Source organism: Streptomyces sp. NBC_01669 (assembly GCF_026339735.1).
In the GTDB taxonomy this organism is placed as follows: domain Bacteria; phylum Actinomycetota; class Actinomycetes; order Streptomycetales; family Streptomycetaceae; genus Streptomyces; species Streptomyces yanii.
On record NZ_JAPEQG010000003.1, the window covers coordinates 31,936 to 46,672 of the forward strand.

Here is a 14,737-nt window from a genome sequence, read left to right on the forward strand (position 1 = left end):
CTACGGCCGCACATTGCCCACCAGGTAACCCACCGTGAGCGCCGCCGCGACGACCACCCCAAGGCGTTCCAGCCCATCGTCAGGACCACCGCATCCCAACCGCGGAGAGTTGCTCGATCCGTTCGGGCGTCAGCGACGCGGCCCGGGACCGCTGGTTGCTGACCCACGCACCGAGTTTCAGCTGTATGTCCCGCTGCTTCTGGTCCTCGCCGCCCCTCCCGTCCCCGCCGCCGATAGTGATCGTTTCGGCGTGTTTGCGGGGAACCCGTAGGTGTCCCTCGCGGTCGAAGAACTGCCGGGCCGCGGCGAGGTGCATCGCCCATTTCTGTGCCTGGCTGGTGCGTGGCTTCGGCTTCTCGTCCTCGCTGGCGGGTTGGATCCCGAGGATGTGTTCCAGCATCCATTGCTGCACCCCGGTGAGTTTGTCCCACCCGACCTGCTGTGCCGTCACCCAGCGCCCCAGATCTTCGCCTTGGCGCACGACGTCGCCCGGAGTGGTGGGCAGTGTTCCGCCGGCGTCCAGGTGGAGCCGGGTGAGGTGGAAGCACCGCTGCCAGGTGACGGGCCATGCCGGGCACCAGGACGGATCGATCTCTTCCAGCTGCTCGCGCCGCTCGGGGGACAGCGCCCCGGACCACGATTCCACCGGCAGCCCTTCGGCCTGGTACTGCTCGAGCTCCAGGGCACGTCGGGTGGCGGCGCGGGCGTTCTTTAGCCAGATGCCGACCTTGTAGCCCTGGTGGGTGGCGTCGAGTGGGGCCAGGAGGTGGCCCGCCTTGGCGGCCCATGCGCGGGCGGCGGTGAGGCCTTCTTCCCAGGCGACGTCGTAGTGGGACCAGATCATGCCGAGCTTCTCCAGCTGGATGATGCGGTCGGCGTCCATGTTCCCGCGGGCGTGGAAGCGGCGTGCGTCGGCGGTCCATTGCCCGAGCGGGAAGCCCGTGAGGGAGGGCGGCCACACGAGCTCCCCTTCCCCTGCCCCAGCCCCTTCCCCTGCCGCGCCGCCTGGAGCTTCGTTCTCAGCGTCTGCTTTCCCTTCGGCGGGGACTCGGTAGGTGAACGGCACGCGCAGGTCGCCGTGGAGCCGGTGGTAGAGGGTGGCGGCTTCGATGCCGCGTCGCCAGTGGGCGTGTTCGGGGTTGAGGACGCGGAGGTTGATGAACGCGGCCAATGCTGCAGGGTCACGCGGCGTGCTGAACTTCAGCAGGGCCCTGGCAGAGCCGCTGACGCCTGCCCATGCCGCGTCCTGCTCCTCGCTCTCGCCACTTGCCTCGCGCCCTTTGGGTGCACGGCTGGGGGCCTGCTGCTCGGCAAGAGTTTCCACGATGCGGGTGTCGTGTGCGCGGAGTGCCGTCACATGCCCTGCGGCGTCTTGAACCGCCTCGCAGGCGGAACGCTATGTTCAATTTTGCTTTCACTTGGCGTATTTTACGCGTCTTTTACTCTTCGGTATCTTCAGCTGTGCACCACATGAATGGTGCACAGCTGAAGAAGAGACTGAGGAATGATGACGGTTCACAGACCAGCGCTTCATGGGCGCGGGCGGCCTTGGTCCGGGGGGAATCTTCGCTTCATAGCGGGGAGTCTGACCCTGGCCCTGGCCATCACGTTGCTCGACAGCACGAGTTCGGCCATGTCTGCGCCTCCGCAGGCGGCCTCAGCGCCGGAGAAGCCCGCGGCCACCCAGGCAGCTGACATTGCGTCCGCGCGGGTGACCGCGCGGCTGTCCGGCAAGCGCGTTGAGGCTCTGTCGGAGCGGACGGAAACGTCCACGACGTGGGCCAACAAGAACGGTTCGCTCACCACTGAGCTGACGGCGGGTCCGATCCGCTTCGAGGACGAGATTTCCGGTGCGTGGCGGGATGTCGACCTGGATCTGGTCCACGGCGCGGACGGCTCCGTGGAGCCGAGGGCGCACCCCCGCGGGCTGAAGATCGCGGGTAAGAGCGGCGCTCCCGCCGCCTCGCTGAAGGAGGCGCAAGCCTCCAAAGCCACGGACCTGGTCACGCTTGGCGAGGGGGATCAGCAGATCACTCTGCAGTGGAAGGGCGGCCTGCCCGCGCCGAAACTGGACGGCACGCGCGCCGAGTACGTCAATGCCGTGCCCGGCGCGGACGTAGTGGTGGAGGCGACCCGCACGGGTTTCGAACAGTTCGTTGAGGTCAAGCAGAAGCCCACCACTGCCAGCTTCTCCTACACCCTGCCGCTGAGGGCCAAGGGCCTCAAAGCCAAGCAGCAGGCCGATGGCAGCGTGCTGTTCACCGATAGAAAGAACAAAAAGCAGGCAGTGATGCCGGCGCCGGTGATGTGGGACTCCACCGTCGACAAGCGATCCGGTGAGCACACCCGCCGCGTTCCCGTCGCGATGAAGGTCGTGGCCAAGGGGTCCTCGGTCGACCTGGTGATCACACCGGATGCTAAGTTCCTCGCCGACCCCAAGACGAAGTATCCGGTGACGGTGGACCCCTCCACCTCCTCCCTCTCCAGCGTCTTCGACACCTACGTCCAGCAGGGCGAGACCGTCGACTGGTCGAACGATGTAGAGCTGGACTTGGGCAACCCGGGAACGAAGAACGCCGACGGCACCTTCCGCACCGCGCAGTCCTTCATCTCCTGGAACACCTCGCCGATCCAGGACGCGCTCGTATCCGATGCGAAGCTGTCCCTGTGGAACTTCCACTCGGGCAACAACGTGGACTGCAAGGCATACCCGTGGGAGGTTTGGTCGTCGGGCGCAGCCTCTACGTCCAGCCGGTGGACGAACCGGCCGACCATGACGGTTAAGAAGGCCACCTCCACCGAGACGCGCGGCAACACCTCGTGTACCAGCCAGCCCGACGGGTGGATCAACGCCAACGTCACGACGCTGGTACAGGAATGGGCCTCGGCCAAGACCACCCGCGGCCACATGGGACTGCGAGCCACCGACGAGAGCGTGCTGGCGCAGTGGAAGCGGGTTAACTCCGCCAACGCGGCATCCAACCCGCCCAAGCTTGTCGTCACCTACAACTACCGGCCGCGAACAGGCACCAAGCAGGAAGCCGGACCCCCGTACTTCTCCTACGCCGGCGCCTACACCGTCAACACCGTCACGCCCACGCTGCGCGACACGTTCGTCGACGCCAACGGTGACAAGGTCAACGGCACCTTCCAGATCTTCGACAACGCCACCAACACGCAGGTCGGCAACGTCATCGTCTCCCCGTATGTCCACTCCGGGGAGGTCGCCTCGGTCACGGTGCCCTCAGGCGTGCTGAGTAACGGCAAGACCTACAAGTTCCGCACCTCGCCGTATGACGGCAGCCACTACAACGTGGGCTGGTCGGCGTGGAAGACGTTCACCGTCGACACCAGCTCTCCCTCGGCCCCGACGAAGATCACTTCGACGGAGTACCCATCGGACAAGTGGGTCAAGGGCGCGGGGCAGGCAGGTATTTTTGCCGTCACCCCGCCCGCGGCCGACCATAACTGGCTGGAATGGTCACTGGACGGAGTGACCTGGTCCAAGGTCACCACCGGCGGCGCGAGCGCGGACAAGAGCATCTCCGTTACCCCGCCGAAGAACGGCACCCACACCCTTCAGGTCCGGTCCGTGGACAAGGCGGACAACAAGTCCGAACCCGTCGAGTACACCTTCCACGCCGGACCTGGCGGATTCGTCCAGCCGGCCGACGGTGCGCGCACCGCACGCCGGGTGCCCTTGGTCGCCGAGGCCGAAGCCGGCAAGTACGACACGGTGTCCTTCTCGTGGCGTCGCTCGGAGGCCGACGCGTGGACGAAGATCCCCGCCGGTCACGTCACGGCTGGGGGAACGCCCCTGACCGCGTGGCCGGTGCCGCTGACGAACGGCAAGAACGCCGCTCTGGTGTGGAACGCCACTGATACGGTCGACCCAGACGGTTCGGTTCAGATCAAGGCCGACTTCACCGGCCCGTCCAGCGCCAGTGGCGAGACCCAGCCGCTGGCGGTCGTGGTCGACCGCAACGCTGATGGCGCCGCAGCAGCCGAGGCCGGCCCCGGCTCGCTCAACCTCCTCACAGGCGACTACACCCTGTCAGGTACCGATGTGTCGGTGCTGGACATGACCGTCACCCGCAGTGTCTCTTCCCGCTCGCCGAACGCCGGCGCCAAGCAGGACGGCCAGGCGCCGATCTTCGGCAAGGAGTGGGTGGCGGGAACAGTCGCCCAGGCAGTCCAGTCGGACTACTCCGAGCTGCGCAAGACCTCGGCAACCTCCCTGGACGTCGTCACGGCCGACGGTGAGACCTTCTCCTTCACCGCCAATGCGGCCAAGACAGGATGGGTCCCCGAGCCCGGCAGCGAGGAGCTGACCCTGAAGGGTTCTCTCGCATCCGGTGACTTCACTCTGTCGAACAGCGACGGAAGCGTCACCACCTTCAGTCCCGTGGCGGGTTCGAGTACCGCATGGCCCGTCTCCCGCTCTCTGATCGACGGGCAGGCCAACTCCACCACCGAGGTTGTCTCCGAAGCCGTCACTGTGGACGGCAAGGTCCTGGCTCGGCCCAAGCGGGTCATCGCCGCGACCAGCGCGGTGACGCTCGGCACCTGCGAGGCCGCCCCGTCGACCCGGGGCTGCCGGGTTCTGGAGTTCATTTACGCCGCCTCCACCACCGCGACCGGCTCGTCCCTGGGCGACTTCAAGGACCAGGTCTCCGAGATCCGTATTTGGGCGACGTCCCCCGGCGCTTCGGCAGCCACCGCGACCGCCGTGGCGTCGTACACCTACGACGACGCCGGGCGTCTGCGCGAGACCTGGGACCCCAGGATCAGCCCTGCGCTGAAGGTGTCCTACACCTACGACAGCGCGGGGCGCGTGACCCAGATGAAGCCCCCGGGGCAGCTGCCGTGGAGCTTCACCTACGGCAAGGTGGGCAGCGACCCGCTCTCCGGTGAGGGGATGCTCCTCAAGGTCACCCGCCCGACCCTCAAGGCCGGATCCGCCGGTGAGACGGACGGCAACACCGCGCAGACATCCATCGTCTACGGCGTTCCGCTGACCGGAACGAAGGCACCCCACCTGCTGGGCGCCAGTGACGTCAAGGCGTGGGGGCAGCTTGAGGCCCCCACCGACGCCACCGCCGTCTTCCCCACCGACGCGGTGCCCTCCTCGAATGACGGCCAGGCCCTGACCGCGGGCGACTATCGCCGCGCCATGGTGCATTACCTCGATGGCTCCGGCCGAGAGGTCAACACCGCTGACGCCGGCAAGAACATCACTACCACCGAGTACGACCAGTTCGGTAACGCGGTCAGGGAACTGTCGGCAGCCAACCGCGCCCTGGCGCTGGGGGGCACCGACACGGCCAAGGCGCAGCTCGCCGATCTCGGTATCGCGGCCCTGCCCGCGGCGGAGCGAGCGGAGCTGCTCTCCAACCGCGGCATCTACAACGCCGACGGTTCCCGTGAGGTCGAGACGCTCGGTCCCCTGCACCGCGTCGTGCTTGAAGCGGACCTGAAGGAGGGCACGACCGCGGTGGCGGCCTCGGGCGAGCAGGCCATCGCCCGGCACCGCACAATCAGCGAATACGACAACGGGCGCCCCACCGACGGCACGGCCTCCGTCTCCGACAAGGTCACCAAGAGCACGGTGAGCGCGCAACTGCGCAACTGGCCAGCCCTCACGGCCGACCCGCGGGTCACCCAGACGGTCTACGACTGGGTCAAGGGCCAGCTCACCAGCACCATCCAGGACCCGGGCGGTCTGGCCATCACAGAGAAGGCCACCTACGACAGCTCCGGGCGCCTGATCAGCCGCAGCCTGCCCGCTTCCAGCGGAACCGACGCAGGCACCCAGATCACCGACTACTACACCGGTGACGGCACCGGCGTCTGCGGCGGAAAGCCCGAATGGGCCGACGAGGAGTGCCGCACCCGCCCGGCCGCCACGGTCACCGGCGGCGGATCCAACCCCTCCGAGCTGGTGACCACGACCGCCGAGTACGACCGGTGGGGCGAGACCGCCAAGCTGACCGAAACCGCCAACGGCAGCACCCGCATCAAGACCACCACCTACGACGCCGCAGGCCGCGCATCCAAGGTCACCACCAGCGGAGGGACCGGCACTGCCGTCCCGGCCGTGACCACGACGTACGACCCCGACAGCGGCAAGGTCGCCACGATCACATCCACCGACGGTGGAACGGTCAAGAAGAGCTACGACCAGCTCGGACGGCTGATCTCCTACACCGACGCCGACGGCGGAGTGACCACCAGCCAGTACGACGCCGAAGGGCAGCCGCTCCTGGTGAGCGACAACATCCCCTCCAGCACCGCATACGGCTACGACACCACGGCCGACCCCCGGGGACTTCCCACCTCCATCACCGACTCGGTAGCGGGTAAGTTCACCGTCACCTACGACGCCGACGGTCAGGTCCTGACCCGGAAACTGCCCGGCGGCTTCACCATGCGCCAGACCACCAACCCGGCGGGCATGCCCACCGACCGCAGCTACAGCCGCGACAGCGACGGGGAAATCCTCTTCTCCGAAACCATCGTGCCCACCGTCCACGGACAGCGCTCCTCCTACACCGGCTCCGCCGGCCAGACCGCCGGAGAGACCTACACCTACGACAAGATCGGCAGACTCGCCCGGGCAGCGGACGACGCCGTCGACGGCACATGCGTCACCCGCAGCTACACCTTCGACAAGAACTCCAACCGCAAGACCCTGGCCACCGCGGCCGCGGCCCCCGGGCTGGAGTGCACCACCACAGGCGCGACGACCACCAGCCACACCTACGACAGTGCCGACCGCCTGGTCGACCCGGGCTACACCTACGACGCCTTCGGCCGCACCACCGCAGCCCCCGCCACCACGCTGGCGTACTACACCAACGACCTGGTCCGCCAGCAGACCACCGGAAACCAGCGCCAGACCTGGACCCTCGACTCCCAGCTGCGCTCCCGCGCCTGGACGGTCGAGAACAACGCCTCGGGCACCTGGACCAAGACCCAGTCCAAACTCAACCACTACAGCTCCGACGCCGACACCCCGCGCTGGATCGTCGAAGACACCGCCACCGGCGCCCTGACCCGCAGCGTCAACGGCTTCGACGGCCAGCTCGCCGCGACCACCGCCAAAACTGGCGGAATCGTCCTGCAGCTGGTCAACCTGCACGGTGACGTAGCGATCCAGCTGCCCACCACCGCAGGGCAGGCCGCGAGGGTCCTCAACACCGACGAGTACGGCAACCGCACCGCGGACCAGGCCGCCACCCGCTACGGCTGGCACGGCGGCATGCACCGCTCCAGTGAGACCCTCACGGACCTCACCCTCATGGGCGTGCGCCTCTACAGCCCCACCCTGGGGCGCTTCCTGTCCGCCGACCCGGTACCCGGAGGCAGCTGCAACGCCTACGACTACGCCTGCGCCGACCCGATTAACAACGAGGACGTGACCGGCTGCGCAACCTGCCGGGTCCCCAAGCACGCCTGGACCGGCCGCAGCTACACGACCGTCCTGAGTACCACCGGCTGGAGCTACGGCAGCTGGCAGAGCTACAACTACCACTGGTTCTGGGACGTCGTCAGCGGCGACTGGGGCCCGCTGCCCATCACGTCCTGGAAGCGCCAGTACAAGTACCGCAAGCAGTACGTCTTCAAGTGCAAGGTCGTGGCCTGGTACGGCTGGGGCCGGCAGAAGATCCTCGCGTCCTTCGAAACTCGCTACCAGTACTCCTACCGCGACCGCACCACGTACCGCGTCGCGTGGTCGGGCTACAAGTGGACCCGCACCGGCGGCTGGAGCTGGACCCGAACATCACGGACCTACGTCTCCTACTACCGCATCGTCTACACCAGAGGCTGACCCGGACACTGACCGACCCTGAGTAGTGTGGCGCTCCGCGGATCCCTCTGCGGAGCGCCGCATCCGCTTACAGCCTTCGACAAGCTGGTGAAGGCTGGCCCACCCCCGCAGACCCGCACGGGAGACACTTATGCTGTTCGTCATCGCCATCATCGGAATCTCAATACTCGGCTTCACCCTGTGGTACTCGGTGCGCGTCGCCAAAATGCGCGACCTGCCCGCGTGGCGCAGGTTCCTCCCCCTCAGCCTTCTTGTGCTGTCCATCGCAGCCAGCCTGCTGCGAGCCGCCGACATTCCCCAGGTTGCGAACGCTGTCGCCTTCCCCCTGCTCCTGGCCGCGATCGCAGTGTCTCTGATGGAAGTACGGGCCGAGAGCAACCGGCGCACACCAACGGCCACGCCGTAGAAAACCCAAAACGCTTCGGGCACGGGACGGATCCGCCCCATAGGCCCGGCAGTCCCGGCTCGGACACCAGGGAGCAAGCAACCCGCCGATAGGTTCTGAAGTTCATCGACGACGGCGGGCGGCGGGGTCGCGTTCGGCGACGTGCCGGGCGACCGCGTCGACGCCGGGGCGGGCGTACCGCTCCAGGGGGTGTTGTCAGGTTGAGCGGGGCCCTTCTCCGGTGGCATGATCATCTGTACGGTCGGATCGTCTGGAGGGGCTGCTCGTGGACGCGCCGTCGCACCGGGGTTTCCGCTTCCCGCGGAGGTCATCGCGCACTGCGTGTGGCTGTACCACCGCTTCGCCCTGAGCCTGCGCGACGTCGAGGAGCTGATGCTGGAGCGCGGCACCGAGGTCTCCCACGAGACGATCCACCAGTGGACGCGCCGGTTCGGTCCCGTCTACGCCAACGCGCTGCGCCGGTGTCGCCCGAAGCCGGGCGACAAGTGGCACCTGGACGAGGTTTTCGTCAAGATCCAGGGTCGGCAGCGGTACCTGTGGCGGGCCGTGGACCAGGACGGGAACGTCCTCGACATCCTGCTGTAGAATCGCCGCGGCGAGGCTGCTGCCAGGCGCTTCCTCCGGAAGCTGATGAAGAAGACCCGGTCGGTGGCCCGGGTGATCGTCACCGACAAGCTCCGCTCCTACGGCGCCGCCCACCGCCATGAGATGCCCTCGGTGGAGCACCGCTCGCACAAGGGCCTCAACAACCGGGCCGAGAACAGCCATCAACCGACCCGTGAGCGTGAACGGGCGATGAAGGGCTTCCGCGGCGTCGCGGGAGCCCAGCGGTTCCTGGCTGCGTTCAGCGGCATCTCACCCCACTTCCGGCCCCGGCGCCACCTCATGACCGCACCCGACTACCGCACCGAAATGATCATCCGCTTCGCCATCTGGGACCAGATCACCGGAACCACATGCCGACCCGCCGCGGTCTGACCGACTGTCACCATCACGGCCAGGCCCGTCCCGAAACCGCGCGCATCCCCAAGCACTCACTCAACCTGACAACGCCCCGCCCCACCACACCCCGACACACCGTCAGATGTACGCGCGCCCAACAACGTGACAGCGCCCGGGGTCGTCCTGCCCCTGGCCCTTCTCATCTCCGCGGCGGTGGGCGCCTTCCACGCCTGCGCCCCCGGTCACGGCAAGACGCTCGCCGCCGGGTACCTCGTAGGCGCCGGAGGCAGGGCACGGGACGCGGTGTGGCTCGGCGCCGTCGTGGCCGTCATGCACACCGCATCGGTCACCATTCTCGCCCTGGGCTGGTGGCTCGCCGCCAATCAGGCACCGGACGTCGCAGCGGTGACGAACTGGCTGCAGCTGATCGCAGCCCTGGTCGTGGTTGCCGTGGGGATCAACCTGCTCCGGCGCCACCTGGCCAACCGGAAGCACGGCCACAGCCATAGTCACCACCATGGTCACCACCACGGGCATGACCACGATCACCACCACGGCCACAGCCACCACATCCCGACGTCCACGTCTCTGCTCACCTGGCGCGGCATCCTGCTGCTCGGCACATCCGGCGGCCTGCTCCCCTCCCCGTCTGCGTTCCTCGTCCTCCTCAGCGGACTGCTGACCGGCCGGGTCGGCCCGGCCATCGCGATGGTGGCGGCGTTCGGTGCCGGCATGGCGCTGACCCTGACCGGCGTCGGCCTTGCGGTACTACGCGGTCGCGACGCGTTCCTCGCCCGAGCGACGACCTCACCCGCGCTGCGCACCTGGAGCACCCGCATCCCGGTCGTCGCCGCCTGGGCCGTCGTCATCGGCGGCACCTTCGCATCAGCCATAGCCGCCGGCCGCGTCCTCGCATCGTGATCCGAGCCAAGGGACGGCGGCGAGCGTCCACGCGCCCGTCCTCGGTGTCGACCACCACGCGGAGTCGCGCAGGTGAAGTTCCCCGTGGAGCAGGCTTGCCGAGCGGGTCGGCCGCGCTCTCATTCACCTGCCGGATACCAGACGGCAGGCGTTGTTCTCCCCCTCGGGGGAGGGCCGGCTTGAAGCTTCCCCTTCATGTTGGACACCTGGAGACTGCGACGTGAGGTTCCAGAGGAAGTAGTGCCAGGTGGGAAGTAAGAGCAATCGCAGTAGGCGGTATACGGAGGAGTTCAAGCGCGACGCGGTCGCGCTGGTCCGGTCTTCCGGCAAGACCGTCACCGAGGTGGCCCGGGAGATCGGGGTCAGCGCCGAGGGACTGCGGAACTGGGTCAAGCAGGACACGATCGACCGCGGGCAGGGGGCGCCGGGCGAGCTGACGAGCGCGGAGCGGGAGGAGCTGCGTCGGCTGCGGCGGCAGAACCGTGAGCAGGCCGAGACGATCGAGGTGCTGCGAAAAGCGGCGGTCTTCTTTGCGAAGGAGAGCGATCGATGAGCGAGGTGTACGCGTTCATCGAGGTGGAGAAGACCACCCACGGAGTCGCTCTGTTGTGTCGGCTGCTGAAGGTGGCCCGGTCCTCCTTCTACGCCTGGTTGGCCGGCGAGCAGGCCCGCGCCGACCGCCGGGCCGCCGACGACGCCCTGGCGCACGAGATCACCGTGTTGCACATCGCCTCCCGGTGCACCTATGGGGTGCCACGTATTCATGCGGAGCTGCGCAGGCTGGACCGGCGGGTCAACCGCAAGCGAGTGGAGCGGATCATGCGTGAGCGCGGCATCGCCGGGGTCACGCGGTGCAAGCGCCGGTCGCTGACCCGTCCGGCGAAGAGGGCGGTGCCCGCCGCGGACCTGATCGGCCGCGACTTCGCCAGCGCTCGACGACCTGATCTTGTACGTGTGTGCTGGGAAGTGCCGCTGATGCCCCGTACGACTGGTGATGGCAGGGAGAGCCCTGGCTACCTGCAGTGCTCAGGGGACGGCATGATTGGCTCATGCCAAAGAGGCGGGTAATCGCAGTCGGCGGCTATGCCGCGCTCACACTGCTGTGCGCGGCAGCGGCAGCATGGACAGTGTTCACCGGCATCGCGCGGCTGAACCTGTTGGGGAACGCTGTGGAGGTTCGACTCGCAGAGTGCCACCGCGAGGACGGAGCACGGAACACAACCCACACCGCATGCAGTGGCCCATCACAGAACACCACGAACGCGCGCACCATAAAGGTCAGGTACAACGGCCACCAGGGCGAGACCATCCGAGCTGCACAGAAGCCCTGGGGAAGCTACGAAGCGGTGGACACAGGCTTCGTTTCATGGGGGATCGCGGTATTGATGCCCGTTTTGCCGCTCGGGGCGGCAGTGGCTGCGGGGGCCTTCGCCGTCAGAGAATTTCGCCGAGCGAGGCAACCAGCGCAGTGAGGCTGCCCGGGGTGATGGCGGTGACGGGCAGTTCGAGCAGCACACAGAACTGCTCCCACTGCTTGCAGTCGGCGGCGTACCTGTCGGACGTGTTCTTCGGCCGGAGGTTCTTCTCGTGCTGGGCGGATCGCTCCTCCAGCTCCTGGAGCTTGGCGAGCACATCGGGGGCTGAACGCCTCGGCGGTCCCCGCGACCGGACCGGCCGACGCCGGCACCACCACGGTGGGCGTCACGACTCGTCGAACATGACCTCTTGGCACCGGCCGCTGCCCTTCCCGCTCTACCCACTGGGTGAGGGCTGCCAGGCTGCGCTGGACGGACCCCTTTGCCGCACGCTTGGCCGCCGGGGCGCGAGACGGTGCCTCAGCGGGCTGCACGCCCAGCTTTGTCAGCCGCTCCTGCTGCTCAGTGGACAGCTGTGCCCAGGTGCGTGGCTGCTTCTGCCGCTGGAGCCACTTGCCGGTGTCGTCGCCGTCCATCAGCACGCCGGGCTGGATGTCGAGCAGGCTGCCGTCGGCGTCGACCAGGTCCGCGGGACGCGGTAGTGCCGCTGCCAGTCCAGGGGCCAGGGGTAGTTCCAGTCCTGGTCGATCGCGGCCAGCTGCTTCGCGCGCACCGTGGCCCGCTCCTGGTCCTTCCCGAGGCCGCCCTTGCGCCGCAGGTTCGCCAGGTGCTGCCGCGCTTCGCCGCCGCTGCGCGGTTCGGGTACGTCGCCGCTCAGGGCGCGAACGGCCATGTCGATGCAGCCCCTGTCGACTCCCCGGCGGTGTCGGTGGCCGCCGGTAGCCTCGCGCGGGTGATGGTGGGTACCGAAGACACGAGGCTGGTGGTCCTGCGGGGGAACAGCGCCTCGGGTAAGTCGTCCGTTGCGACGGGCGTCCGCGACCGCTTCGGCCGCGGCCTGGCCCTCGTTGGCCAGGACAACCTGCGCCGGATCGTGCTCCGCGAGCGGGACCGGCCCGGCGCGGCGAACATCGGGCTGATCGACCTGACGGCCCGCTACGCCCTGGACGCCGGGTACCACGTCGTCGTGGAAGAGATCCTGTACGCCGACCGCTACGGCGAGATGCTCGCCCAGCTGCGAGCCGACCACCGGGGCCCGACCCACGCCTACTACCTGCACGTGCCGTTCGAGCAGACCCTCGCCCGGCACGCCACCAAGCCGATCGCGAACGAGGTCGGCGAGCCGCAGCTGCGTGACTGGTACCGGTCCCTCGATCTCCTGCCTGGCGGCATCGAGACCGTCATCGGCGCCGACAGCACTCTGACTGAGACGGTCGACCGCATCATGCTCGACACCGGCCTGGCCGGCCTTCCCGCCCTGGAGCGCTGACCCTTTGGCAGTAGCCGGAGGAAGACCGCCGCCAGGAGCCGGGCAAGTGCCGCAGCCTGTTCCGCCGGCGAACCTGACCCGGGCAAGCCGTCTTGCATGAGTCTTGCCCGGTGCGGCATGCCGCCCACAGCCCGGCCCGCGGGCGGAACGGCCCTCGACGTTCTCGCGTCACCGCGTCCCCGGTGTACCGGCCGTATCTGGCTCCACGGACGTACGAAGTTGATCTGGCTCCACCGGGACGAGCTGCCTGCAAGATGAGGTCCGGATACGTTGTGAGGCCGGTCAGCCGACCCAGCCGATCTCACGGATCTCGATCGCCCCGGCATGCGGAATGTACTGGATCCAGCACCTGCGCCCGAATGCTTCCCGGATCTCCTCCCACGCGCCAGTACCTCCTTGCGGGCCTGGTCGCTCGGCAGCTCAGCCATGACCTCCCCCGCCAGTTCCTCCACGACAACGCCGTACTGCACCCCGCACCCCCGGTAATCGACTCGGCAGCACCGTAGAGCGAACCCGGCGAAGGCGTCGGAGCCTGTGGATAACCCGGATCCGCAAACACCCCAGTGACCGGAAGCGTTGCCGCAGGCAGGCAGCGGCGGGGGCCCGAGGGCCCCGGCCGCGTGCCCGCCGGGACGGTGTGTCAGACCACGGCGAGCCGGTCCACCAGCAGCTCCACCCTCTGCGCGGCGTCCTCCGGCAGCAGCCGTCCTGTCCGGGTCAGGGTCGCAAGGCCGTGCAGGGACGCCCAGAACACCTCGGTGAACAGTCCCGGGTGGACGCCGTCCCCGGCGACCTCGCCCAGGCTCTCCAGCAGCGCGGCGAAGGCGTCCTTCAGAGGCTCCGGGGTGTCCTCCTGCGCGTACGCCAGGCCGCCGTCGAGCTGGAACAAGGCGTCGTAGACCGCCGGGTTGCGTGCGGCGAAGTCGAGGTAGGCGCGGGCGAGGGCGGCGACCCGCTCGCGCGGGCTGTTCGCGGCGGAGGTCGCGGCACGCACCGCCACGGCCATCTCGGCGGCGCCTTCGAGGGCGACGGCGCCGATGATCTCGCGCTTGCCGCGGAAGTGGCTGTAGAGGACGGGCTGGCTGTATTCGATGCGCTCGGCGAGCCGGCGGGTGGTGACCGCGTCCCAGCCCTGCTGCTCGGCGAGTTCGCGGGCCGTCGCCACGATGAGGCGTTCGCGCTCCGCCCGTTCGCGCTGCTTGCGTTCCTGTACCGACATAACTCAAAGCCTAGCACCGCTAGACAATCAAGCGGCAGTAGTACTAGCGTTGCCCACATCTGCTAGCAGCGCTAGATCTCGGGAGGGGCAACATGCTCAGCGCACTCGAGGTCATCACCACCGTGGTCGTCGGCCTGATGGTGGGGGTGGAGTTCTCCGTCGCCTTCGTCATGAACCCGATCTTCAACACCCTCCCGGAGGACAGTAACCAGCTGGCCCACTCCCACGGGGGCCGGATGCTCGGCGCCGTGATGCCGGTCTGGTACATCGGCTCACTCGTCCTCGTCGCGGTCTGGGCTGTCGCGGGATGGCACCACCACGGCACCGGCCTCGTCGTCACCGCCGGCGCGCTGCTGATCTCAGCGTGATCATGTCGATCCTGCTGCTCGTCCCGATCAACAACCGGGGCAAGACGTGGACCCCTGACAACCGGCCCGCCGACTGGAAGGAGCAGATGAACCGCTGGGACCGCTACCACTACGTCCGCGTCGCCGTCATCATCGCCGCCTTCGCCCTGCTCGTCGCCGCCCTCACCTGAGCCCGCGGGCCAACACCGCGCCGGTGGCGCACAATCCCACTCCCCGGGCGGGCAGCTGGCCACCGAAATCCCGAC

Annotated in this window: 8 protein-coding genes and 4 pseudogenes; 8 read left to right on the forward strand and 4 right to left on the reverse strand. The window is 68.1% G+C overall.

Going from position 1 to position 14,737, the window contains the following annotated elements; genetic code table 11:
• Window positions 1–79: 79 nt before the first annotated feature.
• Window positions 80–1,357 (reverse strand): annotated as a pseudogene (locus OG972_RS47010) (helicase associated domain-containing protein); the annotation flags it as partial.
• 276 nt (window positions 1,358–1,633) lie between these two features.
• On the opposite strand from OG972_RS47010, the gene OG972_RS47015 reads away from it, so the two are divergent.
• From OG972_RS47015 to OG972_RS47040, 6 genes and pseudogenes are all read left to right on the forward strand, one after another.
• Window positions 1,634–7,831: an RHS repeat-associated core domain-containing protein gene (locus OG972_RS47015; RefSeq protein WP_266993126.1), complete on the forward strand. Its 6,198-nt coding sequence runs from the start codon at window positions 1,634–1,636 to the stop codon at window positions 7,829–7,831.
• 130 nt (window positions 7,832–7,961) lie between these two features.
• Window positions 7,962–8,237, forward strand: a complete 276-nt coding sequence (locus tag OG972_RS47020) for a hypothetical protein (RefSeq protein WP_266993128.1) — start codon at window positions 7,962–7,964, stop codon at window positions 8,235–8,237.
• A 225-nt stretch (window positions 8,238–8,462) separates the two neighbouring features.
• A pseudogene (locus tag OG972_RS47025) lies at window positions 8,463–9,215 on the forward strand (IS6 family transposase).
• Between the two features lie 126 nt (window positions 9,216–9,341).
• Window positions 9,342–10,100, forward strand: coding sequence for a hypothetical protein (locus tag OG972_RS47030; protein WP_266993130.1), 759 nt, complete (start codon window positions 9,342–9,344; stop codon window positions 10,098–10,100).
• 247 nt (window positions 10,101–10,347) lie between these two features.
• A complete protein-coding gene (locus OG972_RS47035) occupies window positions 10,348–10,653 on the forward strand; it encodes a transposase (RefSeq protein WP_266993132.1) in 306 nt (101 codons plus the stop codon).
• Complete coding sequence (locus tag OG972_RS47040) at window positions 10,650–11,168, forward strand: IS3 family transposase (protein ID WP_266993134.1); 519 nt, start codon at window positions 10,650–10,652, stop codon at window positions 11,166–11,168. Before OG972_RS47035 ends, OG972_RS47040 begins: the two co-directional genes overlap by 4 nt.
• A 366-nt stretch (window positions 11,169–11,534) precedes the next feature.
• Here OG972_RS47040 and OG972_RS47045 read toward each other — a convergent pair whose 3' ends face one another.
• Both OG972_RS47045 and OG972_RS47050 read right to left on the reverse strand, forming a co-directional pair.
• Entirely contained in the window at window positions 11,535–11,732 is a 198-nt protein-coding gene (locus OG972_RS47045) for a hypothetical protein (protein ID WP_266993715.1), read from the reverse strand.
• Between the two features lie 85 nt (window positions 11,733–11,817).
• A pseudogene (locus tag OG972_RS47050) lies at window positions 11,818–12,248 on the reverse strand (helicase associated domain-containing protein); the annotation flags it as partial.
• Between the two features lie 123 nt (window positions 12,249–12,371).
• Between OG972_RS47050 and OG972_RS47055 the strand changes: the two are divergent.
• The gene (locus OG972_RS47055) at window positions 12,372–12,905 is read left to right on the forward strand and encodes an AAA family ATPase (protein WP_266993136.1); all 534 of its coding nucleotides are present in this window, start codon (window positions 12,372–12,374) and stop codon (window positions 12,903–12,905) included.
• Between the two features lie 640 nt (window positions 12,906–13,545).
• On the opposite strand, the gene OG972_RS47065 is transcribed toward OG972_RS47055, so the two are convergent.
• Window positions 13,546–14,124: a TetR/AcrR family transcriptional regulator gene (locus tag OG972_RS47065; RefSeq protein WP_266993138.1), complete on the reverse strand. Its 579-nt coding sequence runs from the start codon at window positions 14,122–14,124 to the stop codon at window positions 13,546–13,548.
• Window positions 14,125–14,216: 92 nt separating this feature from the next.
• On the opposite strand from OG972_RS47065, the pseudogene OG972_RS47070 reads away from it, so the two are divergent.
• Window positions 14,217–14,662 (forward strand): annotated as a pseudogene (locus OG972_RS47070) (anthrone oxygenase family protein).
• The last annotated feature ends 75 nt before the right edge of the window (window positions 14,663–14,737 follow it).

Bases quoted from the DNA above. Each gene is read 5' to 3' on its own strand.
- OG972_RS47015 (WP_266993126.1), top strand. From the start codon at position 1,634: ATGTCTGCGCCTCCGCAGGCGGCCTCAGCGCCGGAGAAGCCCGCGGCC.
- OG972_RS47020 (WP_266993128.1), top strand. From the start codon at position 7,962: ATGCTGTTCGTCATCGCCATCATCGGAATCTCAATACTCGGCTTCACC.
- OG972_RS47040 (WP_266993134.1), top strand. From the start codon at position 10,650: ATGAGCGAGGTGTACGCGTTCATCGAGGTGGAGAAGACCACCCACGGA.
- OG972_RS47055 (WP_266993136.1), top strand. From the start codon at position 12,372: ATGGTGGGTACCGAAGACACGAGGCTGGTGGTCCTGCGGGGGAACAGC.
- OG972_RS47065 (WP_266993138.1), bottom strand. From the start codon at position 14,124: ATGTCGGTACAGGAACGCAAGCAGCGCGAACGGGCGGAGCGCGAACGC.